We start from the raw sequence: 22837 nt of genomic DNA, 5'->3' as shown, positions 1-22837 counted from the left end.
AGTTCCGGCCGCAAGACCATGTCCGGGGCGGCCGTGCCACGACCCTGCCCGACGCGTCGGCTGGGTCGTGTATCGGCTCAGGCGAGGGCGAACTCCACCCGCACCGCCGTGCCGCGGCCTCCGGCCGCCTCGGCAAGCCGCGCCTTGCCGCCGAGCTGGGTGGCGAGCCCTTGGATGATCCGCCAGCCGAGGCTCTTGCTGCCGACCAGATCCACCCCCTGCGGCAGGCCGCGCCCATCGTCGGAGATGGTGATCTCGAAGCGCCGCTCTCCTTGAGGCGTCACAATGATGCGCACCGTGCCGCCGCTGCCGGGTGCAAAGGCGTGCTTGAGCGAATTGGTGACGATCTCGGCGACCAGCATGGAGAGCGTGGTGAGCTGAGCCACGTTCAGCGGCAGGTCCGGCGAGGAGACCTCGCTGGCGATGCCCTCGACGCCGGCGGCGGCAATGAGATCGCTGCACAACTCGCGGAGAAACTGGGCGGTCGGCATGTCCAGCCGCTCGGGAGCGTAGAGATGGCGATGGATGCGCGAGATGGTGTCGAGCCGCATCCGCGCCTCGTCGAGCGCCACCAGCGCATGCCGCGGCTCGTCGGCGGCACGGCGCTTGTGCAGGTTCAGCAGCGCCGCCACGAACTGCATGTTGTTGGCGACGCGGTGCTGCAATTCCTGGAACATGATGTGCTGGCTCTCATAGAGCCGTGCGGTGGTCGCCTCCTCCTCGCGCAGTTGCTCGGCGGCGCCGAAGGTGAAGTGGATCAGCGCGATGTCGATCGAGGCGATGGCGACGAAGAAGGCAAGCGCGATCAAAGCCTGGCCGTCGGCGATGTTCATGCCGGTCGCCGGGCCGATGAAGAATGCCCAGGCGGCGAGGGCGGACAGCGCCGCGCAGGTGATGCCCGGCCGCAGCCCGCAGAAGAAGGTGGCCAGGATCACCGCCGGGAAGAAGGTGAGGAAGGGGAAGCCTGGCGGCAGCACGCCGTCGACGGCGAAGCGCAGCGCCACCGCGGCCACGAACATGGCGATGCCGACGGCGTCGCCCAGCCAGGGATGGTGGCGCAGCGGCCGCGCCGCGGTGACCAGCTTCCAGAACAGCGAAACCCTGGGCGATCCGGGCCGATGCGGCTCAGCCATGTCGCGGGATGACCGCTAGGCGGGCATTCCGCAGTGAAGTGCGGCGAGCGCCGCTCCGGCGCCATGCCGTGTCCTGAACTGCCATCGATCCGAAGGCTCCTGATTCGCCGTGCCACGTGCATGCCCGATGGTTGCCGGCCTGAGATACCGTCTTGTAGAGACCCTCGGGGCCGGCTTCTGCACACTGGTGAACATTTCTCCCCCTACTGCGTTGCCTATCTGTCGAAAGGCGACAGGGGTGAGAGAGATGGCGATGGCGGGGGCGACCAATATTCCGATCAACGGCGCGGCGACCGGCAATAATCTTCTCGCCGCGGTGCGGGAGATGGATTTCGCCTTGCTGCGCGGCCATCTGATGCGGCTGGAGCGGCCGGCCGGCGCGGTGCTTTACGAGCCGGGCGACGATGTGCGCACCGTCTATTTCCCCTGCGGCCCGACGCTCGTCTCCTTCATGGTGATGCTGGAGGATGGCCGTCCCGCCGAGGTCGGCATGGTCGGGCGCGAGGGTGCCGTCGGCGGCATCGTCAGCCAGGGCCGGCTGCCGGCCTATTGCCGGGCGCAGGTGCAGATCGGCGGGGCGCTGCTGCGCCTCGACAGCGCCGACCTCGAGCGCGCCAAGGAACACTCGCTCACCCTGCGTCACCTGTTCTCGCGCTATGCCGATTGCCTGCTGGCGCAGATCTTCCAGTCGGTGGCCTGCAACGCCGCCCATTCCATCGAGCAGCGCACGGCCAAATGGCTGCTCGGTGCCATGGATCGCACCGGCGACGAGAATGTCCGGCTCACCCAGGAGCAACTCGCCGCCATGCTGGCGGTCGGCCGCTCCTATATTGGCCGCGTGCTGAATTCGCTGCGCGAAGCGGGTGCCGTCGATACCCGCCGCGGCCGGCTGGTGGTGAAGGATGCGACGCGCTTGCGGCAGATCAGCTGCGACTGTTCCGATGCGGTGCGCCGTCATTTCGACGAGGTGCTGAACGGGGTCTATCCCGGCGGCGATCTCACCGGCCACGGCGTCGACATCGGTGCGCCGGCCGCCCCGCGCCGGACGTGAAAGCCGGCGCATCGCCGGCGTCACCGGGCGTTCCGTCCGACAGCGTGCCCGGCCGATGTGCGGCGGCTCTTGCCCGCGTCGTCGGGGCGCCTTACCTGTGCGGAACGGTCGGTCCGCCGGCCGAGTCGGTGCCTCTACCGGCGTCCATGGTGCCGGGAGACGGCTGAATGCCCATCGCTCTTTTCCAACAGCGCGCCCTAGCCCGGATCGACGGCGCCGATGCGGCGCATTTCCTCGACAATCTGCTCACCGCCCGCACCCCGGCGCCGGGGGCGGCGCGCTATGCCGCGCTGCTGACCCCGCAGGGCAAGATCATCGCCGACATGTTCGTGCTCGGTGTCGATGGCGGTTTCCGCCTCGACCTGCCCGCCGACCGGCTTGCCGATCTGCTCAAGCGCCTGACGCTTTACCGCCTGCGCGCCAAGGTGGAGATCGCGGCGCTGGAAGGCTGGCGCGTCGGCGTCGCCTGGGGCGATGATGTGCCGCCCGCGGGGGCTGCCGCCTTTGCCGATCCGCGCCTGCCGGCGCTCGGCACCCGCTTCCTGCTCGCTCCCGACGCCGCCGTCGCGCCGGATGCCGACGAGGCGGACTGGCAGGCGCACAGGGTGGCGCTCGGCGTGCCGGAAGGCGGGCGCGACTTCGCCTATGCCGACGCCTTCCCGCATGAGGCGGATATGGACCAACTCAACGGCATCGACTTCGACAAGGGCTGCTATGTCGGCCAGGAAATCGTCAGCCGCATGCAGCATCGCGGCACCGCCCGCACCCGGATCGTGCCGTTCGCCATTTGCGGCCAGCCGCCGGCGCCCGGCACGCCGATCATCGCCGGCGGCAAGACGCTCGGCACCGTAGGCTCGGGTGTCGAAGGACGGCTGCTGGCGCTGATCCGCCTCGACCGTCTCGCCGAAGCCCGTGATTCCGGGTTGGCCATCGAGGCGGACGGCGCGACGCTGGTGCCCGAGCGGCTCGAATGGGCGAGCTTCGCCATTCCCGGCGCCGGGAGCGCCGCCTAATGTCCAAGAACGCCAACCCCCTGCACGCCGACGGCCGGCATCGCTGCCGCTGGTGCGGCACCGACCCGCTCTATATCGCCTATCACGACGAGGAATGGGGCGTGCCGGAGCGCGACGACCGGGCGCTGTTCGAGAAGCTGATCCTCGACGGCTTCCAGGCCGGCCTCGCCTGGATCACCATCCTGCGCAAGCGCGACGGATTCCGTCGCGCCTTTGACGGCTTCGAGCCGGAGATCATCGCCGGTTACGGGTCGGACAAGGTCGAGGCGCTGATGCAGGATGCCGGCATCGTGCGCAACCGCGCCAAGATCGAGGCCACCATCCGCTCCGCCCGCGCCTGGCTCGATATCATGGACAAGGGGCCGGGCTTCTCGGCGCTGCTCTGGGGCATCAACGGCCCGACCTTGGACAATCGCCGCGAGGCGGGCGCGCCGCCGCTCGTCACCTCGCCGGTGGCGCAGGCGATGTCGAAGGAGCTGAAGGGCCGCGGCTTCAATTTCGTCGGCCCGACCATCGTCTATGCCTTCATGCAGGCGGTCGGCATGGTGGACGACCATGACCTCACCTGCCACCGGCATGGGGCGCGGGAATTCGGAGGCCGACGTTGAGCCCACCCCGCGCGCCGCGCGCGTGGCAGCGCATGCTCTCCGGCCGGCGGCTCGACCTGCTCGACCCCTCGCCGCTCGACATCGAGATCGAGGACATCGCCCACGGCCTCGCCCGCGTCGCTCGCTGGAACGGCCAGACCCGCGGCGAGCAGATCTTCTCCGTCGCCCAGCACTCGGTGCTGGTCGAGCTGATCGCCCGCCGGCAGGCCGAGGCCGCCGGCATTGAACTCGACCGCCGCTGGTGCCTCGCCATGCTGCTGCACGACGCGCCGGAATATGTGGTCGGCGATATGATCAGCCCCTTCAAGGCGGTGCTGGGCGGCGACTATAAGGGCGTCGAGGCACGCCTGCTGGCGGCGGTGAGCCTGCGCTTCGGCCTGCCGGTGCAGTGGCCGGCGGTGCTGGTGAAGAAGGTGAAGGCCGCCGACCGCGCCAGCGCCTTCCTGGAGGCCACCCGCCTCGCCGGCTTCGAGGTCAATGAAGCCAGACGGTTCTTCGGCACGCCGTTTCCGCTCGACCCGGCCGTCGAGCGCGAGCATCTCTCGCCTTGGAGCGCGGGTGAAGCCAAGGCGCGTTTCCTCGCCCGCTTCACCGAACTCGCGTCGATATCCTCGCATGGCCCGTCGGCCGGAGGCCCGCCATGATCCATGTCTGCCCGCTCTCGCGTCTCGAGGAGACGGTGGCGCGCACCCGCGCCTCGCATGTGCTCACCGTGATCAATCGCGGCACGACGGTGCCGCGTCCGGCCGCCATCCGCGCCGAGGACCATCTTTTCATCGGCTTCAACGACATAGTGGAGCCGCAGGAAGGGCTGATCCATCCGGCGGCGGAGCATGTCGAGGCGATCCTCGGCTTTATCAGCCGCTGGCCGCGCCAGGCGCCGCTGGTGGTGCACTGCTTCGCCGGCATCAGCCGCTCCACCGCCTCGGCCTTCATCGCCGCCTGTGCGCTCGCCCCCGAGCGCGACGAGGCGGCGATCGCCCGCGCCCTGCGCGCCGCCTCGCCCAGCGCCACTCCCAACGCGCTGCTGGTCTCGCTCGCCGATGCCGCGCTCGGCCGGCAGGGGCGGATGAGCGCGGCGATCGCCGGCATCGGCCGCGGCAGCGAGGCGATGCTGGGCGAGCCGTTCGAGATCGCGCTCTGATCGCGGATCGCTCCGGCGATTTCCATCCCGTGAAGTGAGTGCCGAGGGATCATGCTCCGGCCGCATTCTGCGGCTATTGGGCAACAGTCGCGGCTGAAAAGACACAGGCCGGCGAATTACCGAGCGTCGTTAACCCTTGTTCAAAACATGGGCAGACCATCGGGATCGTCGTGCTATGGTGAGTCGGGGCGCGGCCAGCACGCGCGGAGGTGCCAGTTTGTCCGAGATTACCGATCCGACCGCCATCGATCCCGCCGCCGAGCGGGCGCAGGAAGACGAGCGCCATGCCGCGCTCGCTTATCTCGACGAGGCGTGGAACGAGGCGGTCTATGACGGTCTCGACGAGGACTGTCTCGCCCAGGCGGCGCTGTTCACCGCCATCCGCTCGATGGTGGCCACCTATGGCGAGGACGCGGCCGCCGATTTCGCCGGACGCCTCGCCGAGCGCATCCGTGCCGGCGAATACACGGTGCCGATGAACCGCCAGTAATGCCCGTCAGTCGGGCGGCGCTGCCCGGCTGAGGATGTCCAGCCCGCCCACATCAGCTTCAAGCGTGGTCCAGCCGCGACGGCGGTAGTAGCCGGCATTTGCCGGCAGCGCCGCCAGATGGATCCGTCGATGGCCGAGGCGAAAGCCGAGCCGGCTCGCGGTCTCGACCAACGCCGCGCCGATGCCGGCCCGCCGGTGCGGCGGCTCCACCCACAATGCCGCCACCCAGGGCGATAGCGCCGGGCGCTGCTCCACATCGGTGGCGATCAGCGAGACGGTGCCGAGGAACTGCGCGTCGCGATGGGCCACCAGAGCGGTCGGCACCGGCTGGGTGCCGAGGCTTTCCTCCAGCCGCAGGCGCAGGGCATCCAGCGACACTCCCTGGTCCTGCCACCAAGCGCGCCAGACCCGATCGGCCACGACCGGGACGAAATGTGGAGCCGTACGCAGGTCGCAGATGCCCGCTCCGCTGCCTGCGGGTGGGAGCCTGGCCGGATCGCACGCCTGCGTCTTCGCGCTGTTGGCCATCTCGCCTCGCCCCCCGGTCGTGCCGTTCGGCGGTGCCGGCAAATGTGATCCGCGGTCATCGGGTTCGGAAACGCCAAAAAGCGCGGCGACATCGTCACCGCGCTTCACGGATGGTCGACGGGAGCCCCGAGAGGGGCGGCGCGATCAGCGGCCGCCGACGGTCGGCTTCGGCTTGGACGGCAGCAGGCCTTCGCGCTGGGCGCGCTTACGGGCCAGCTTGCGCGCGCGACGGACGGCCTCGGCCTCCTCGCGGGCGCGCTTCTCGGAGGGCTTCTCGTAATGGCCGCGCAGCTTCATCTCGCGGAAAATGCCTTCGCGCTGCATCTTCTTCTTGAGGGCCTTCAGGGCCTGATCGACATTGTTGTCCCGAACGAGAACCTGCACGTGTCTTCCTCTTCGTGCCTTCGCTATCGCGTATGCGTTGAATATCGGCGACCGGAGGCGTCGTTCCGCCTTCAGGCAGAAACCGCGCAGATCCGATCAAGGTGTGCGCACATAGCAGACCCGCCCCGCCTTGTCCACAGCGGTGGTGGTGAGGCCGGGCGAATCCGCCGCCGGCCGGTGCCTTCAGGTGCCGCGCCGCTATTCGGCGCCGTGGATGATGATCACCTCGGCCTCGGCGGCCGCCTTGCGGAAGGCGAGCGCCGCCTGGTACTCGGGCGAATGATAGGCGGCGACGGCGGTCGCATAGTCCTTGAATGCCAGCACCACATTGCGCGAGCGGGCGGGGCCGTGTACCGCCTCATGCTTGCCGCCGCGCACCAGGAACCAGCCCTTGGCGTGCTCCACCGCGATGGCGTCGGCGGCGATATAGGGCTTGTAGCCCTCGGCGTCGTGAACGTCGATGCGCATCACCCAATAGGCGGTGCCCGGCCCGGAGGCCGGCCCGTCGATCACGCCCGCCGCCGGCTGGTTGCCCTCATATTCCTCGATGACGAGATGCTCGCCATCGGAGGCGGCCAGACGGTGCTGGTAGGCGGCCTGGTATTCCGGCGAGTTGAAGCAGGCGAGCGCCGTCTCGTAGTCCTTGAACTCGACGACCACATTGCGCGCGCGGGCAATACCCTCGGGCGCCTCGAACGCCCCGCCGCGCACCAGGAAGCGGCCGCCATAGGCGGCGATCGCCGCATCGGCGCCGGCGACATAGGGCTTGTAGGCCTCGGCGTCGTTCACGTCGATGCGGCTGATCCAGTAACCCTTGGCCATGCTGTCGAAACCTTCCCGTTCGGAAAACTCAGGCGCCCGCGAGCGCGGCGGCGATCTCGGCCTGCACGGCGCGGGCGGCGGCGGCCGGATCGGGCGAGGCGACGATCGGCCGGCCGACCACCAGATGATCGGCGCCGGCGCGGATGGCGGCGGCCGGCGTGGCGATGCGCTTCTGGTCGCCGGCGGCGGCCCCCTGCGGGCGCACGCCCGGGGTGACGATGGCGCGCTTGGGGCCCAGCACCTCGCGGACCATCGCCGCATCGGTGGGGGCGCAGACGATGCCGTCAATGCCGGTTTCATGCGCCTGCTCGACCCGCCGCCGCACCGTCGCCTCGACGCCGGCGGCATAGCCGGCTTCGGCGAGGTCGGCCTCGTCATAGGAGGTCAGCACGGTGACGGCGAGGATACGCAGCGGGCTGGCGCCCTTGCCTTCCATCGCCGCGCGCATGGTCTGGGGATAGGCGTGCACGGTGAGGAAGCTGGCGCCCATGCCGGCGACGCTCGCCACGCCGCGCGCCACGGTGTTGCCGATGTCGTGCAGCTTGAAGTCGATGAAGACCTTCTTGCCCTCGCCGATCAGCTCGCGGGCGAAGCCGAGGCCGCCGGCGAAGCCGAGCTCATAGCCGATCTTGTAGAAGCTGACGGTGTCGCCGAGCTTCGAGACCACGTCCTCGGCCGCCCGGAGCGAGGGCAGGTCGAGGGCGACGATCAACCGGTCGCGCGGATCGGCAACGGCTAGGCGCGCGGCGGGGCTCATCGGCGGTCTCCGGTCGACTGGTCCTCGGGCCCCGTGCGGCGCACGGCGGCTTCGGGCGGTGCCTGGCGCTAGGCGCGCAGGCCTGCGCGCAGCGCCGACTGGTCGATAAGCGCGCGCAGCGTTCCGCGCAAGCGTTCGAGCTGCCGATCGTCCTTGAAATCCCCGGCGTCGGTGAAGGCCTGGTGCGCGGCGGGCACCATCGCCTGCTCGGCGAGCACCAGCGCACTCAGCCCGAGCGCCAGCACCTGCCGCAGCATCATCGCCGCGCGGTAGCCGCCGAGCGCGCCCGGCGAGGTCGAGCCGATGGCGAAGACCGGTCCCTTGAACGGGTCGTGCCCGCCGCCGCCCGCAGCGCTTCCCCCGCTTATGCCCTTGGCGCGGCTCGCCCAGTCGATGGCGTTCTTCAGCAGCGGCGGCACCGAGGCATTGTATTCCGGCGTGGCGATGAACACCCCGTCGGCCAGCGCCAGCTGGTCGCGCAGCTGCTCGGCGGCCTGCGGCACGCCTTCCTCGGCTTCGAGATCGGCGTCGTAGATCGGCAGCGGGTAGTCCTGCAGCGAGATCAGCACCGGCTCGGCACCGAGCAGGGCGAGCTCCTTGGCGGCCAGTGCCGCGAGATGTGCCGAATAGGAGCCGGTACGGATCGAGCCGGCGAAGCTGAGGATCTTTGGCGGGCGCATGGCTCTCTCCGCGGGAGCGTGATGAGGGCGGGCGGGGGCGGGGTAGTGTCCGCCGCCGCTCTGTCGCCGGGGGCGGGACGTCAGGCGGTGCGGGAACGGTACACCCAGACCCGGGCCGGCGGCAGGTTGGCCCAGATGCGCGGGCTGCGGTGGGAATCGAAGCGCTCGGGCTGCAACGGCACCGGCGAGACCACGGCATAGGTGAACTGGATGAACGGCGCCTGCGGCCGGGACAGGTCGAAGGATTGGTCGAGCAGGCTGTAGCGCTCGGCGACCGGCCGGGTGAACAGCGGCAGCGAGGAGACCACCGCCGCCGCCGGCTTGTCGAGCGAGCCGTCGAGCGTCTTGCCGATGCCATAGGCGTCGCCGCGGATCACCGTCGCGCCGGGAAAGCGGGTCCTGAGCAGCTTGCAGAACTCCGGGTTGTATTCGATCAGCACCAGCCGCTCCTGCGCCACGCCGCGGGCGATCAGTGCCGCCGTTACCGGCCCGGTGCCGGGCCCGAGCTCGATGACCGGGCCATCGGAATCCGGGTCGACATAGCCGGCCATGGTGCGCGCCAGCGCCCGGCCGGACGGCGACACCGCCCCGGTACGTAGCGGATCCTGCAGCCAGGATTGGAGGAAGCGGACTTCGTCGGGACGTGCCTTTTGGCCGTCGGAGCAGGAACGATGCAGCATGCCACTTGGATTCCAGAGCGCCGAAACGGAACGGCCGTGAATGAAGGGGACGATATGCAATCCTGGAAGACTATGCGCGCTATCGGGCAATGTTAAGTCATCGCGATGACGCGGGCGTTACACCGGCCGGACATTCCGGCCGCTGCCGATACGTCATGCGTCGAGGTCATTCGGCGTCGCCGGCGAAGAAATCCTTGACCTTGGCGAAGAAGCCGTGCGCCTCGGGATGGTTTTCCGTCGAGGATTCCGCCTCGAATTCGGCGAGCAGCTCGCGTTGGCGGCGGGTGAGGTTCTGCGGCGTCTCCACCACCACCTGCACATACATGTCGCCGCGGGTGCGGGTGCGCAGCACCGGCATGCCCTTGCCGCCGAGGCGGAAGCGCTTGCCGGACTGGGTACCCTCCGGGATCTTCACCTTGGAGGTGTCGCCATCTATGGTCGGCACCTCGAAGGAGCCGCCCAGAGCCGCCGTCACCATCGAGATCGGCGCCCGGCAGAACAGGTCGGCGCCGTCGCGCTGGAAGAAGTCGTGCGGGGCGATGGACAGGAAGATGTAGAGGTCGCCCGACGGGCCGCCGCGCGTCCCGGCCTCGCCTTCGCCACCGAGGCGGATGCGGGTGCCGTCCTCGACGCCGGCGGGGATCGCGACCTCCAGCGTGCGCTCCTTGGTCACCTTCCCGGCGCCGGCGCAGGCCGGGCAGGGATCCTCGATCACCTGGCCGCGGCCCTGGCAGCTCGGGCAGGTGCGCTCCAGGGTGAAGAAGCCCTGGGCCTGGCGCACGCGGCCGGCGCCGCCGCAGGTGCGGCAGGTGGTCGGCTGGGTGCCCGGCTTCGCACCGGTGCCGGTGCAGGCCTCGCAGGTGATCGAGGTCGGCAGGTGCAGGGTGGCATCCTTGCCGGAGAAGGCTTCCTCGAGCGTGATTTCCATGTTGTAACGCAGGTCCGCCCCGCGCTCGCGGCCGGTGCCGCGCCCGCCGCCGCGGCGCCCGCCGCCGCCCATGCCGAACAGGTCGTCGAAGATGTCGGAGAAGGTGGAGGCGAAATCATTGCCGAAGCCGGGGCCGGCCCCGCCGCCGCCATTCTCGAAGGCGGCGTGGCCGAAGCGGTCATAGGCGGCGCGCTTCTGCGGGTCCTTCAGCACATCATAGGCTTCGCTGATCTGCTTGAAGCGGGCCTCGGCCGCGGCATCGCCGGGGTTCCTGTCGGGGTGCCACTTCATGGCGAGCTTGCGATAGCTCGACTTCAGTTCCCCGTCCGAACAGGTGCGGTCCACTTCGAGCAGTTCGTAATAGTCGATCTTGGCCATGGGTCGCCGTGCCGCCGAATCGTTGTGTCCACCGGCCAGCCGCGCCGTTCGGATCCGTCATGGATGCGCAGGCTGGAGGGACGTTCGGGCCCGTTACATGCAGGAAGCTTGCCGCCGGAGACCTCGTCCGGCAGCAAATCTGCCGGGGCCCGGGCGCTCGCTCGCCTGCATCGTCATTACAAAGCCGCCCCGGAAGCGGACTCCCGGGGCGGGGTGTCGGAGAAGCCTGTCAGGCCGACTTCTTCTTGTCGTCGTCGACTTCGGTGAACTCGGCGTCCACCACGTCGTCCTTCGGCGCGCCGGCCTCGGCCTCGCTGCCACCCTGCTGGGCGGCATACATCGCCTCGCCCAGCTTGAGGGAGGCCTGGGCGAGAGCATTGGTCTTGGCGGTGATCGCCTCGGCGTCGTCGCCTTCCAGCGCGGTCTTCAGCTCGGCGATCGCGGTCTCGATGGCGCCCTTCTCGGCCGCGCCGACCTTGTCGCCATGCTCGGCGAGGGCCTTCTCGGTCGAGTGGATCAGCGCCTCGCCATGGTTCTTCGCCTCGACGGCGGCGCGGCGCTTCTTGTCCTCGGCGGCGTGCGCCTCGGCATCCTTCACCATCTTGTCGATGTCGGCGTCCGAGAGGCCGCCCGAAGCCTGGATGCGGATCTGCTGCTCCTTGCCGGTGCCCTTGTCCTTGGCCGACACGTTGACGATGCCGTTGGCGTCGATGTCGAAGGCGACCTCGATCTGCGGCACGCCGCGCGGCGCCGGCGGGATGCCGACGAGGTCGAACTGACCGAGGATCTTGTTGTCCGCCGCCATTTCGCGCTCGCCCTGGAACACGCGGATGGTCACCGCGGTCTGGCCATCTTCCGCCGTGGAGAACACCTGGCTCTTCTTGGTCGGGATGGTGGTGTTGCGGTCGATCAGGCGGGTGAACACGCCGCCCAGCGTCTCGATGCCGAGCGAGAGCGGGGTGACGTCGAGCAGCAGCACGTCCTTCACGTCGCCCTGCAGCACGCCGGCCTGGATGGCGGCGCCGATGGCGACCACTTCATCCGGGTTGACGCCCTTGTGGGGCTCCTTGCCGAAGAACTGCTTCACGATCTCCTGCACCTTCGGCATGCGGGTCATGCCGCCGACCAGCACCACTTCGTCAATCTGCCCGGCGGTGAGGCCGGCATCCTTGAGCGCCTTGCGGCACGGCTCGACGGTGCGCTGGATCAGGTCGTCCACCAGCGCCTCGAATTTGGAGCGGGTGAGCTTCATGGTCAGATGCTTCGGCCCGGAGGCGTCGGCGGTGATGAAGGGCAGGTTGATCTCGGTCTGCTGCGCGCTCGACAGCTCGATCTTCGCCTTTTCGGCGGCTTCCTTCAGCCGCTGGAGGGCGAGCTTGTCGTTGCGCAGGTCGATGCCCTGCTCCTTCTTGAACTCGTCGGCGAGATAGTTGACGAGCCGCATGTCGAAGTCTTCGCCGCCGAGGAAGGTGTCGCCATTGGTGGACTTCACCTCGAACACGCCGTCGCCGATCTCCAGCACCGAGACGTCGAAGGTGCCGCCGCCGAGGTCGTAGACCGCGATGGTGCCGGCCGACTTCTTGTCGAGGCCGTAGGCGAGCGCCGCCGCGGTGGGCTCGTTGATGATGCGCAGCACCTCGAGGCCGGCGATGCGGCCGGCGTCCTTGGTGGCCTGGCGCTGGGCGTCGTTGAAATAGGCCGGGACGGTGATCACCGCCTTGTCGACCTTGGCGCCGAGATAGGCCTCCGCGGTCTCCTTCATCTTCTGCAGCGTGAAGGCGGAGATCTGCGAGGGCGAATATTTCTTGCCGTCCGATTCGAGCCAGGCATCGCCATTGTCGCCCTTCACGATCGAATAGGGGACGAGCTTCTTGTCCTTCTCGATGATCGGGTCGTCGTAGCGGCGGCCGATCAGGCGCTTCACCGCGAAGAAGGTGCGCTCGGGATTGGTGACCGCCTGGCGCTTGGCCGGCTGGCCGACCAGACGCTCGCCGTCCTCGGTGAAGGCGACGATGGAGGGCGTCGTGCGGGCGCCTTCCGCGTTCTCGATCACCTTGGGCGAGGTGCCTTCCATGACCGCGACGCAGCTATTGGTCGTGCCGAGATCGATACCGATGACTTTAGACATGCATATTCTCCTTCTGGCAGGCCGGCCGGGCCTCATGAAGCACCCGGAGAGGAACGACACCGGCGCTCGTTGCGCCACGCCGTCCCTCCGGACCGGCCTCCGATAGATTGGGTACGACGCCTTTTCCGAGCGTCGTTCGCTCGCCGATATAGGGGCGGCGTTACGCGCCTGCAAGAAGCCTTCTCGGGTTGAATCCGAGCCATTTTGGATTGAAGCGGGGCCGCGGGCGACTGGCCGCGGCTTCCTTGGGCAACGCGCAGCGGCAGGCCGGGGCCACGCCTCAGGCCGCCACGGCGGTGGCGACGCCGCGGAACCGCTCCGCCAGCTCCCTCAGCACCGGCACCTGGGTGCCGATCTCCCGCCAGTGGCGCGGGTTGAGCTCGAGGATTGCCGTCGCCGCGGAGGCGAGCGGAACCGCCTCGGCGACCGCCTGCCAGTCGATGGAGCCCCAGCCGATCGGCAGGTGCAGGTCGCCCTCGCCGAAGGCCACCGCCTCGGCGGGATGATAGGTCCACAGGTCGTTCGGCCGGCCGAAGCTGTCGTGCAGATGCAGATGCGCGACATAGGGCGCCAGTGCCGCGATCTCGGCGATCGGGTCGTGCCGGGTATCGGCGCAGCGGATGAAGGCGTGGCTGACGTCGAGCGTCGCCCTTACCGCCTCGTGGTCGATGGCGGCGAGCTCGCCGGCCAGCTTCAGCGGGGTCGCGGTCTCCCGCGCGCCGGCGAAGCGGAAGATGTTCTCGACGCACAGCGTCAGCCCGGCGGCGGCGGCGCGGTCGCCGGCGCGCACCAGCGCCTCGCGCTGGCGGGCATAGGCGAGTTCGATGTCGTCGCCCTGTTCGCGCACGATGCCGGTATGGATGACCAGATTATCGGCGCCGATGGTGCCGGCGATCTCGATCGCGGCATCGAGCACCGCTTCATGGCGCGGCAGCCGCTCGGGCAGGTCCATCAGGTTGATGGAGAGCGGGCCGTGCACCGTGTAGCGCAGATTGCGGCCGGCGAGGTGGCTCGTGAGGTCGGCGAGCCGGCTGGTGAGCACGCGGCCGCCGACGATGAGGTGCCACGCATACGCCGGCAGCTCCACCACATCGACGCCGAGCGCCTCCGCTTCGTCGAGAGAGAGGCCGAGATCGTCGAACTCGGGACTGCCTTCACGCAGGGAATAGCCACAGGCACGGATGGGGGAAACCGGGAGGGGCATCTGCATCGTTCGGAATTTCCTTCACTTCGCAGGTTGATAGAGGTCATGCGGACGCCGGAGCGCCGCTCGGGCGACGCACCTGCGCCTCCAGCATGACATGCGAATGTCGGAATCGCCTAATGCCCTAGGGTCATCAGGGCCTTGAGCCGCCTTACATTTTCGGCGTGATCCAGCCCATATAGGCGCCTTCGGCATCCCGTATGATGGCGATCCGGCCGACGCCGGGCACGTCGAAGGGCGGCCGGGCGATGGTGCCGCCGGCGGCCTCCGCCTCGCCGGCGCGCGCATCGACGTCGTCGACGGCAATGTAGGTCAGCCAGTGCGCCGGCATGTCCTTGAAGTCCGGCCCGGCGAGCGGAAACAGCCCGCCGATTTCCGTGTCGCCCTTCCTGATGAGCCAGTACTCGCCCTCCGCCATGGGGAAGGGCGTGAAGCTCCATCCCATCAGCCGACCGTAGAAGGCCTTGGCGGCGGCGGGATCGGGGCTGTTGAGCTCGTTCCAGACGAAGCTGCCGTGCTGCGGCGTCTCGGACATGGGCGGGTTCCTCCCGTGCGGCGCCGGCCGGCGGAAGGGCCGGTGCGGCGATGTTAACCGTCCGGATACGATAACCCGAGAAAGGCGCTCCGTGGCGTAGCGGCAACCCGTTCTCCTCGGCCATCTTGATGCCGTCATCGCTTGCGATGTCGCCGGAACCTCTCTAGACCGATCAATGGACGGCGCTTGTCTCAAGCAGCCGCGCGGCGCATCCCGGAAAATGCAGCTCTATCATCACCCCTTCTGCCAGTTCTCGCGCATGATCCGTCTCGCCCTCGGCGAGATGGGAATGGACCCCGAACTCATCGAGGAACGGGTGTGGGAACGTCGCCCGGGCTTCCTGATGCTCGACCCGGCCGGCCAGACGCCGGTGCTGACGGAGGCGGACGGGCTGGTGGTGCCGGGCGGGACCGTGATTGCCGAATATCTCGACGAGACCTATGGCCATGTGATGGGCGATCGCCGGCTGCTGCCCGCCGGCCGCGAGGACCGCGTCGAGGTGCGCCGGCTGATGGCGTGGTTCAACGAGAAGTTCTACTTCGAGGTCTCCGAGCCGCTGGTGCGCGAGAAGGTCTACAAGCGCTACATGCCGCGCGAGGCCGGCGGGGGGCCGCCGGACATGCCGGCGATCCGTGCCGCGCGCGCCAATATCCGCTATCATCTGCATTATATCGGCTGGCTTCTGAAGACGCGGAACTGGCTCGGCGGCGACCGGCTCACCTATGCCGACCTCGCCGCCGCCGCCCATATTTCCTGCGTCGATTACCTGGGCGACGTGCCGTGGCACGAGGACGAGACGGCGAAGATCTGGTACGCGCGCATCAAGTCGCGCCCGGCCTTCCGGCCGCTGCTCGCCGTGACCATGGCGGGGATGCCGCCGGCCGCCTGCTACGCGGATCTGGATTTCTGAACCCGCGGGCGTCCGACGCACCGCCCGCTGCCGCTGCCAGGGCGCTGCTCCAGCAATTGGCCCGCGACGAGGGGTTCGACGCCATCGGCATCTGCGCCGCCGATTCCATCCCGCAGGCCGCGCCGCGCCTCGCGCAGTGGCTGGCCTCCGGCGCCCAGGGCGACATGGAGTGGATGGAAGAGACCGCCGCGCGCCGTTCCTCGCCGCATCGCCTGTGGCCGGAGGCACGCTCGGTCGTCATGCTCGGCCTCAATTACGGCCCGGACGAGGATCCCCGCGCGGCACTGGCGGACCGGGCGCGCGGCGCCATCTCGGTCTATGCCCGCGGCGACGACTATCACGAGCTGGTCAAAGGCAAGCTGAAGCGCATCTGCTCGCGCTTCGTGCCGCGCGCTGGCGGTCCTGAGAACGTCGCCGTGAAGGTGTTCGTCGATACCGCGCCGCTGATGGAAAAGCCGCTGGCCGCCGCCGCCGGCCTCGGCTGGCAGGGCAAGCACACCAATCTGGTCTCGCGCGAGAAGGGGTCCTGGCTGCTGCTCGGCGCCATCGCCACCACGCTGGAACTGCCGCCGGACGCGCCGGAGGGCGACCATTGCGGCTCGTGCCGCGCCTGCCTCGATGCCTGCCCGACCGGGGCCTTCCCCGCCCCCTATCGCATCGATGCCCGCCGCTGCGTGTCCTATCTCACCATCGAGCATCGGGGGCCGATCCCGCGCGCGCTGCGCCCGCTGATCGGCAACCGCATCTATGGCTGCGACGATTGCCTCGCCGCCTGCCCGTGGAACAAGTTCGCGCAGCTGGGCCGCGAGGCCCGGCTCGCCGCCCGCGACGAGAACCGCAATCCCGCCTTGGCGGAACTCGCCCGGCTCGACGATGCGCAGTTCCGCGCCCGCTTCAGCAAGAGCCCGATCAAGCGGACCGGACGGGTGCGTTTCCTGCGCAATGTGTTGACCGCCATTGGCAATTCCGGCGATCCGGCGCTGGCCGGCGAGGCCGAGCGCCTGCTTGCCGATTCCGAGCCGCTGATCCGTGGCGCGGCGGTCTGGGCGCTGTCGCGCCTCGTCCCGCCCGCCACCTTCGCCGGCCTCGCCGCCCGCCATGCGCCGGGCGAGCCCGATGCCGGCGTGCGGGCGGAATGGGAGACTTCCTTGGAGAGCGCCGCGTGACCACGCTGATCTGTCTCGGCTACGGCTTCTGCGCCCGCGGCTATGCCGCGTTGTTCGCCGGGCACTTCTCCCGTGTCCTCGGCACCTCGCGGCAGGGCGCCGGCGCGCAGGGGCCGGTGGAACTGCTGGCACCGGATTCGCCGGGCCTCGCCGCGGCGATATCCGGCGAGGCGGCGGTGCTGGCCAGTGCCGCGCCGGGGGAAGCGGGCGACCCGTTCCTGCCTGCCCTCGCCGGTGCCTTGGAGCGGGGCTCCGGCCCGATCGTCTATCTCTCCACCATCGGCGTCTATGGCGACAGCGCCGGGGCCTGGATCGACGAGAGCGCCCCTCTCGCCGCCGCGAAACCCCGCGCGAGCCGCCGCATCGAGGCGGAGGCGGCGTGGCGCGCGCTCGGCGCCCGCGCCGGCCGGCCGGTGGCGATCCTGCGGCTGGGGGGCATCTATGGGCCCGGTCGCAACGCGCTGGTCGACGTCGCCGATGGCAGCGCCCGCTGCATCGAGCGGGACGGCCAGATGTTCAACCGCATCCATGTCGACGACATCGCCCGCACCATCGACGCCGCCTTCCGCCTCGGTTTCGACGGGGTGGTGAACGTCGTCGACGACGAGCCCTCGCCGGCATGCGCCCCGGTGCGCCATGCCGCCCGCCTGCTCGGCCGGCCGGAACCGGTGGCGGTGCCGTTCGCGCAGGCCGCGCCCGCCATGTCGGCGATGGCGCTGTCTTTCTGGGCCGACAACCGCCGGGTGCGCAATGCCCGGCTCCGGCGTGAGCTCGGCGTCGATCTCGCCTTTCCCAGCTATCGCGAGGGGCTCGACGCGCTGTTCGCGCAAGGCGAGGGAAGCGCCGGGACGCGCGACTGACTTCCGCTCACGCCGCCGGGCCGAAGGCGCGCAGGAAGGCGTTCACGGTGAAGCGGATCGCCTTGGCGATCTCATCCGGCGCCGGCTGCTCCATCTGGCCGAACAGCATCGGCGTGACGGTCTGGGCGTAGCAGCTGCAGATGAACTGCCGTGCCGCCAGTTCGGGAGCCTCGACGGCAAGTTCGCCGCCGGCCGATTTGGCGGCGAGCCAGTCGCGCAGCAGCGCCACGGCAGTCTCGATGCCGGCCTCGTGATAGGCGGCGCCCACCGCCGGGAACCTGTCGGCGACGCCGATCACGACACGCACCGTGGCGATATATTCCGGTTCCGCCATCGCCGCGATATAGCGCCCCGCCACCGCGGTCAGCTCGGCGCGCACGTCGCCTTCCGGGCGCAGCACGAAGCAGCGCTCGGCGGTGCTGGCGCACTTCTCCCGCAGCAGCGCGCGGAACAACTCCTCCTTCGAGGCGAAATAGGTATAGAGCGTGCCCTTCGACACGCCGGCCGCCCGCGCGATCTCGCCCATGCTGGCGCCGTCGAAACCGCTCGCCAGGAACACGTCGCTGGCGCCGTCGAGAATCTGCCGGCGTTTTTCCGTGCCGTAGGAGGAAAAGGCCCAGGCATCCGGTAGGGTGAGGGAGGCTGCCATATCGATCCGTCGCGGCGCGGGAAACGATCGGAAATCTATTACATTTCCGAATTTTTGCGATCACGTTGTCGCTATGACCGCGAGCGGCCTCGGCAAATGCCTGACAAAGCCCCGTTTGGAGACTATATAATTCGGAACCAATGACCGAACGGTTCGGATGGCGAATTGGATCCAATATTTCGATCCGCCATTCCCCGGTCCGTCACCCGCCGTCGTGAGTCCGAATGGCCCCCGCAAGCCCTCGGGGTGCTCCGACGGATGGTCGAGGGAGGGGAGCTTTCCGCCCCCCATGCTCTCCTCCCTCAAACCCATCGCGCCATTGCCCCGCCCTACGGCTTCGCCGCGCGGAAAGCGGCGTTCGATCTTTCGGTCGCGGTCTTTCGGGGAAACTCCGCTTGGCGGCGGCAGCCTGCCGCGCTATTGCTGCGGTGCGCTACTTCCTCCTCATCGCCGGCGTCGATCATGCCAAGGGCCAGTTTGGTAAAATGCGGCCGCAAAGGCCGCAACGGCGGCCGCGGCCAGCTGCGCCGGCCGTCAGGGGCATAACGAGGCATTATGGCCCGATCCTCTTCTTCGACCAGCGCGAAACGCGTGATTCCGTTTACCGCCGAACTTGCGGCGCTGGGCGTGGTCTTCGGCGATATCGGCACCAGTCCGCTCTATGCCTTCAAGCAGGGTCTTCTGGCGGTCGGCGGCGCCTCGGTGACCCATGACGAGGTGCTGGGCCTGCTTTCGCTCGTCACCTGGGCGATCATCCTGTCGGTGACCATCAAATATGTGCTGCTGGTGCTGCGGGCCGACAATGACGGCGAAGGCGGCATCCTGGCGCTGGTGACACTGCTCGACCTGCACCGCAGCGCCAATGGCGGGCGGATATGGCTGCTCATTGCCGGGCTGGTCGGCGCGGCGATGCTGATCGGCGACGGCGTGCTCACCCCGGCCATTTCGGTGCTCTCGGCCATCGAGGGCCTGGAGGTCGTAGCGCCGGCGCTCGACCACTGGATCGTCGCCGTCACCGTGGTGGTGATCATGGCGGTCTTCGTGTCGCAACGGGCGGGTACCGATCGCATCGGCGCGTTCTACGGGCCGATCATGCTGGTCTGGTTCCTCACGCTCGGCGGGTTCGGCCTTTACGGCATCGTCCAGGAGCCCGGCGTGCTGGTCGCGATCGATCCGCGCTACGGCATCGCCCTCATCGCCGATCATATCTGGCTGGCCGGTGCGGTACTCGGCGCCACCTTCCTCGCCATCACCGGCGGCGAGGCGCTCTATGCCGATCTGGGCCATTTCGGCCGGCCGGTGATCACCCGGGCCTGGCTGTTCGTCGCCATGCCGGCGCTGCTGCTGAACTATTACGGGCAGGGGGCCACGGTGCTGGTCAATCCGGCGGCGGTGCGCAACCCGTTCTACGACCTGTCGCCGGACATTTTCGACGTGCCGCTGCTGTTCCTGGCGGCGGCGGCGACCGTCATCGCCTCGCAGGCGATCATCACCGGGGTGTTCTCACTCGCCAAGCAGGCGATCGAGCTCGGCTATCTGCCGCCGATGCGCATCCGCTACACCAGCGAGCACAATGACCAGCACATCTATATCGGCCGGCTCAACTGGCTGCTTATGCTGGCCTGCACCGCGGTGGTGGTGTCCTTCGGCTCGTCGGACAGCCTTGCCTCCGCCTATGGCATCGCGGTGGCGATGGCGATGATCGCCACCACCATTCTGTTCGTCGCCTTCGTCAAGCGCCTCAATAGGCTGCCGGTGCTCGCGCTGGTGGGCCTCGCCGCTGGCCTGCTGGTGGTCGATCTCTCCTTCGCCGCCGCCAATCTCACCAAGCTGCATGATGGCGGCTGGCTGCCGGTCGCCATCGCCTCGCTGGTGCTGGTGGTGATGGTGAGCTGGCGCCGCGGGCTCGAGGGCCTCGGCATCCAGCAGAAGCGTTTCGCCGAGCCGCTGGAGGAATTCATCGCCCGCGGCAAGCCCGCCGGCAGCGCCACCAGCCCGCGCACCGCCATCTTCCTGTCGCGCGGTGGCGCGCTCACCCCGGTGGCGCTCGGCCGGCTGTCCGACCTGCTCAACGTGCAGTTCACCAAATCGGTCATCGCCTCGGTGTGGATCGCCTCGCGCCCGCGGGTGCCGGTGGATGAGCGGGTGCGCGTCACCGTGCTGGATGCCGGCCATGTGCGGGTCGATGTGCGCTTCGGCTACATGCAGCAGATCGACGTGCCCTCGGTGCTCGGCCCGGCGCTGTATTCGCTGGGCATCGATCCGGACGAGGCGGTCTATGTCATCGGCCATGAGCGCATCATGCCGCCGGAGGAGATCCTCGGCATCCGCGACGCGCTCGCCCATGTGTTCGCCTTCCTGGCGCGCAATGCCGAACGCTCGGTCGACCGCTTCGGCCTGCCGCGCCCGCGTACCATCGAGATCGGCTATCCGGTGCGCCTGTGAGCGCTCGGTGCGGTGCACCCGCAGGCGGCGGCGCGCCGCCGACAGACGCCTGCCATGGCCTTGCCGCGTTCCGGGCGGATAGGTCCGGCAATCGCCGCTCCGGCTCCCGCCCCGGCCCTTGCGTAAGGCCTCCCCCGCGCGGTGCCGCCGCACTCAAGGCAGGTTCCGCCGCCGGCCAAGGTCTGCTACGGCTGAAAGGGGAATGCGCATGACGAGGTACAGGATGACGGGAACGCCATGAGCAGCAAGCTGAGCACGATAGCGAGGTTCTTCCGCGAGCGTGTCGGCTGGCATGGCGTGGGCGTCGTCGCCAGCCTGGTCATCATCGGCATCGCGGCGGTCGTGCTGTATGAGATGCTCCGCAACATCCGCCCCGGCGAGGTGTTCGACGCGCTCACCGATACCGCGCCCTGGCGGGTGGCGCTGGCCGCGCTGTTCGTCGCCTGCGCCTATTTCACCCTCACCTTCTATGATTGGTTCGCGCTGCGCACCATCGGCAAGACCCACGTGCCCTATCGCACCGCGGCGCTGGCCTCGTTCACCTCCTATTCCATCGGCCACAATATCGGCTTCTCCGCCTTCACCGGCGGCACGGTGCGCTATCGCATCTATTCGGCGCACGGGCTCGGCGCGGTGGATGTCGCCAAGCTGTGCTTCATCACCGGGCTCACCTTCTGGCTCGGCAACATGGCGATCCTCGGCCTCGGCGTGTCCGTCGAGCCCTGGGCGGCGAGCGCGGTGGACAAGCTGCCGGCGTGGATCAACCGGCTGATCGGCCTCGGCCTGCTCGCGGCGCTGGCCGCCTATGTGGTGTGGGTGGGCCTGAAGCCGCGCCGCATCGGCGTCGGCAAGGGCCATTGGCAGGTCACCCTGCCGGGCTGGAAGCTGACGCTGCTGCAGATCGGCATCGGCATCGTCGACCTCTCCTTCTGCGCCATGGCGATGTATGTGCTAATGCCGCAGACGCCGTTCATCGATCCGATCGCGCTCGGCGTGGTGTTCATCTCGGCAACGCTGCTCGGCTTCGCCAGCCATGCGCCCGGCGGGCTCGGCGTGTTCGACGCCGCCATGCTGGTCGCGCTGCCGCAATTCGAGACCGAGCCGCTGCTCGGCGCGCTGCTGCTGCTGCGCCTGCTCTATTACGTCACGCCGTTCGCTATCGCTCTGGTCACCATGGGTGTGCGCGAGTTGCTGGTCAGCCGTCGCCGCCGCTTCGCGCCTCCGGCCTCGCTTGATGCGGCGCTGGCGGCCGCCGCCGTGCCGGCGCTGATCGAGGACACGCCGCCGCATCTCGGCGATGCCTCCCAATTGGCCGCCGCGCCGGCCGATGGCGAGGCCGAGCCGCCGCGTCGCGCCGTCGGCTGACGGCCGGCGGGGCGTTTCCGGTCCAATCCGGCCCGCCGTCCTGGGTGATGGCCCCCGGCCACCGGGCTCAGCGGGTCAGGCTCGGCACCATGCTCTCGAGGGCGCCGGGCAGGCGGGTGACCTTCACCCCCTTGGGCAGGGCCACCGCCTCGGCGCCGAGCGGCGCGCGCGAAATCTCCACGGCCTCGAACATCACCTTCTTGCCGGTGTCGGTATAGCTCAGCGAGCGCAGCGGCACGCCGTCGAGGGTGATGCAGGCCTCGATCGGCGCCGAGCTGACCGGGTCGAGGCTGCGCCAGATGTCGCAGGGCTCGCCGGCCACCGTATCCGTGCCCCAATACCGGCTGTCGGCCGGCATGTCGATCGCGACATATTCCTGCGGCAGCTTCATCTCGACCGCCACCCGGCCGAGGCCGGGAAGGTTGGAGAGCACCGCCAGCTTCCGTGCCTTCAGGTCGATGAAGCCGGTCAGCGTCGTCGTCACGGCGGCGACGCGGACATCGACGCGCAGCCGTCCCTGGCGGTGCGCGATGCGCACATCCCCGCCCTCCGGCAGGGTGCGCCCGCGCAGCGTGAAGTCGACGGTGGGGCGCGGCGGCAGCGGCCCCAGCGCCGGCGGCCCGAACGGCATCGGGCCGAACGGGGTGGGGCCGAAGGGCGAAGGCGCGAAGGGCGGCGGCGTGAACGCGTCCGATGGCGGCCCGGGCGGCGGCCCGAAGGCAGGAGGCGGCGCGGGTGGCGACCGATAAGGCGCGGGCTCCGTCGCCGCGACCGCGCTCGCGCACAGGCCGAACAGGCCCGTGGTCAGCAAGCGCTGCATCGGCCGGAAGAAGATCATGGCTCGGTTACGGTCCTGGATCGGACGGAATCGGGTCGGGCGGAAACGCGGCGGGGGTGTCGCCGCGGGCGTTCCAGGCGCCGGACGGCACGGCAAGGTGCCGCCATCCGCCCGGCACCTGCCGGCCGTCCTGGCACCTGT

The 22837-nt window shown here is 69.3% G+C and carries 24 protein-coding genes; 11 read left to right on the top strand and 13 right to left on the bottom strand.

Annotation, left to right across the window (positions count from 1 at the left end):
- Positions 1-77: 77 nt before the first annotated feature.
- Positions 78-1133, bottom strand: a complete 1056-nt coding sequence (locus J2X65_RS14355; protein ID WP_310202134.1) for a histidine kinase dimerization/phosphoacceptor domain -containing protein — start codon at positions 1131-1133, stop codon at positions 78-80.
- Between the two features lie 247 nt (positions 1134-1380).
- On the opposite strand from J2X65_RS14355, the gene J2X65_RS14350 reads away from it, so the two are divergent.
- The 6 genes from J2X65_RS14350 to J2X65_RS14325 all read left to right on the top strand — a co-directional run bounded on the left by J2X65_RS14350 (position 1381) and on the right by J2X65_RS14325 (position 5439).
- Positions 1381-2184, top strand: coding sequence for a Crp/Fnr family transcriptional regulator (locus J2X65_RS14350; RefSeq protein ID WP_310202131.1), 804 nt, complete (start codon positions 1381-1383; stop codon positions 2182-2184).
- A gap of 167 nt (positions 2185-2351) precedes the next feature.
- Positions 2352-3197 (top strand): folate-binding protein, encoded by an 846-nt coding sequence (locus J2X65_RS14345; RefSeq protein WP_310202129.1) that lies wholly within the window; start codon positions 2352-2354, stop codon positions 3195-3197.
- Positions 3197-3805, top strand: a complete 609-nt coding sequence (locus tag J2X65_RS14340; RefSeq protein WP_310202127.1) for a DNA-3-methyladenine glycosylase I — start codon at positions 3197-3199, stop codon at positions 3803-3805. The genes J2X65_RS14345 and J2X65_RS14340 overlap by 1 nt, the downstream gene beginning before the upstream one ends.
- Positions 3806-3837: 32 nt before the next feature.
- A complete protein-coding gene (locus tag J2X65_RS14335) occupies positions 3838-4449 on the top strand; it encodes an HD family hydrolase (protein WP_310202299.1) in 612 nt (203 codons plus the stop codon).
- Positions 4446-4949 (top strand): protein tyrosine phosphatase, encoded by a 504-nt coding sequence (locus tag J2X65_RS14330; protein ID WP_310202125.1) that lies wholly within the window; start codon positions 4446-4448, stop codon positions 4947-4949. Before J2X65_RS14335 ends, J2X65_RS14330 begins: the two co-directional genes overlap by 4 nt.
- A 217-nt stretch (positions 4950-5166) precedes the next feature.
- The gene (locus J2X65_RS14325; RefSeq protein WP_310202123.1) at positions 5167-5439 is read left to right on the top strand and encodes a hypothetical protein; all 273 of its coding nucleotides are present in this window, start codon (positions 5167-5169) and stop codon (positions 5437-5439) included.
- Between the two features lie 6 nt (positions 5440-5445).
- On the opposite strand, the gene J2X65_RS14320 is transcribed toward J2X65_RS14325, so the two are convergent.
- From J2X65_RS14320 to J2X65_RS14275, 10 genes are all read right to left on the bottom strand, one after another.
- Positions 5446-5859 (bottom strand): GNAT family N-acetyltransferase, encoded by a 414-nt coding sequence (locus J2X65_RS14320; protein ID WP_404977713.1) that lies wholly within the window; start codon positions 5857-5859, stop codon positions 5446-5448.
- Between the two features lie 252 nt (positions 5860-6111).
- On the bottom strand, positions 6112-6351 hold the full coding sequence (rpsU, locus tag J2X65_RS14315) for a 30S ribosomal protein S21 (protein ID WP_310202120.1): 240 nt from the start codon (positions 6349-6351) through the stop codon (positions 6112-6114).
- A gap of 198 nt (positions 6352-6549) precedes the next feature.
- Positions 6550-7173, bottom strand: coding sequence for a DUF1330 domain-containing protein (locus J2X65_RS14310; protein ID WP_310202117.1), 624 nt, complete (start codon positions 7171-7173; stop codon positions 6550-6552).
- Between the two features lie 28 nt (positions 7174-7201).
- On the bottom strand, positions 7202-7930 hold the full coding sequence (pyrF, locus tag J2X65_RS14305; RefSeq protein ID WP_310202115.1) for an orotidine-5'-phosphate decarboxylase: 729 nt from the start codon (positions 7928-7930) through the stop codon (positions 7202-7204).
- Positions 7931-7998: 68 nt separating this feature from the next.
- Positions 7999-8610 (bottom strand): NAD(P)H-dependent oxidoreductase, encoded by a 612-nt coding sequence (locus J2X65_RS14300; RefSeq protein ID WP_310202112.1) that lies wholly within the window; start codon positions 8608-8610, stop codon positions 7999-8001.
- An 80-nt stretch (positions 8611-8690) separates the two neighbouring features.
- A complete protein-coding gene (locus J2X65_RS14295) occupies positions 8691-9290 on the bottom strand; it encodes a phospholipid methyltransferase (protein WP_310202110.1) in 600 nt (199 codons plus the stop codon).
- 166 nt (positions 9291-9456) lie between these two features.
- Entirely contained in the window at positions 9457-10596 is a 1140-nt protein-coding gene (dnaJ, locus tag J2X65_RS14290; protein ID WP_310202108.1) for a molecular chaperone DnaJ, read from the bottom strand.
- 229 nt (positions 10597-10825) lie between these two features.
- Positions 10826-12724, bottom strand: coding sequence for a molecular chaperone DnaK (dnaK, locus tag J2X65_RS14285; RefSeq protein ID WP_310202106.1), 1899 nt, complete (start codon positions 12722-12724; stop codon positions 10826-10828).
- 280 nt (positions 12725-13004) lie between these two features.
- Entirely contained in the window at positions 13005-13934 is a 930-nt protein-coding gene (locus J2X65_RS14280) for a sugar phosphate isomerase/epimerase family protein (protein ID WP_310202104.1), read from the bottom strand.
- 145 nt (positions 13935-14079) lie between these two features.
- Complete coding sequence (locus J2X65_RS14275; RefSeq protein ID WP_310202102.1) at positions 14080-14463, bottom strand: VOC family protein; 384 nt, start codon at positions 14461-14463, stop codon at positions 14080-14082.
- Positions 14464-14683: 220 nt separating this feature from the next.
- Between J2X65_RS14275 and J2X65_RS14270 the strand changes: the two genes are divergently transcribed.
- The 3 genes from J2X65_RS14270 to J2X65_RS14260 are packed head-to-tail and all read left to right on the top strand — an operon-like array spanning position 14684 to position 17399.
- On the top strand, positions 14684-15373 hold the full coding sequence (locus J2X65_RS14270) for a glutathione S-transferase family protein (protein ID WP_310202099.1): 690 nt from the start codon (positions 14684-14686) through the stop codon (positions 15371-15373).
- The gene (queG, locus tag J2X65_RS14265) at positions 15349-16539 is read left to right on the top strand and encodes a tRNA epoxyqueuosine(34) reductase QueG (RefSeq protein ID WP_404977720.1); all 1191 of its coding nucleotides are present in this window, start codon (positions 15349-15351) and stop codon (positions 16537-16539) included. The genes J2X65_RS14270 and queG overlap by 25 nt, the downstream gene beginning before the upstream one ends.
- Complete coding sequence (locus J2X65_RS14260; RefSeq protein ID WP_310202097.1) at positions 16536-17399, top strand: NAD-dependent epimerase/dehydratase family protein; 864 nt, start codon at positions 16536-16538, stop codon at positions 17397-17399. Before queG ends, J2X65_RS14260 begins: the two co-directional genes overlap by 4 nt.
- A gap of 7 nt (positions 17400-17406) precedes the next feature.
- Here the strand turns inward: J2X65_RS14260 and J2X65_RS14255 are convergent, their stop codons facing one another.
- Complete coding sequence (locus tag J2X65_RS14255) at positions 17407-18048, bottom strand: TetR/AcrR family transcriptional regulator (protein WP_310202095.1); 642 nt, start codon at positions 18046-18048, stop codon at positions 17407-17409.
- Positions 18049-18639: 591 nt separating this feature from the next.
- Between J2X65_RS14255 and J2X65_RS14250 the strand changes: the two genes are divergently transcribed.
- Both J2X65_RS14250 and J2X65_RS14245 read left to right on the top strand, forming a co-directional pair.
- Entirely contained in the window at positions 18640-20493 is a 1854-nt protein-coding gene (locus J2X65_RS14250; RefSeq protein ID WP_310202093.1) for a KUP/HAK/KT family potassium transporter, read from the top strand.
- Between the two features lie 237 nt (positions 20494-20730).
- Positions 20731-21858, top strand: coding sequence for a UPF0104 family protein (locus J2X65_RS14245; protein WP_310202092.1), 1128 nt, complete (start codon positions 20731-20733; stop codon positions 21856-21858).
- Positions 21859-21925: 67 nt separating this feature from the next.
- Here the strand turns inward: J2X65_RS14245 and J2X65_RS14240 are convergent, their stop codons facing one another.
- On the bottom strand, positions 21926-22696 hold the full coding sequence (locus J2X65_RS14240) for a hypothetical protein (RefSeq protein ID WP_310202090.1): 771 nt from the start codon (positions 22694-22696) through the stop codon (positions 21926-21928).
- Between the last annotated feature and the right edge of the window lie 141 nt (positions 22697-22837).

Origin of the sequence: Ancylobacter sp. 3268, from assembly GCF_031456575.1 — a bacterium.
Taxonomy (GTDB): Bacteria; Pseudomonadota; Alphaproteobacteria; order Rhizobiales; family Xanthobacteraceae; genus Ancylobacter.
Note: the sequence above shows the minus strand (reverse complement) of the source record. Positions and strands in the feature narration are given on the sequence as shown.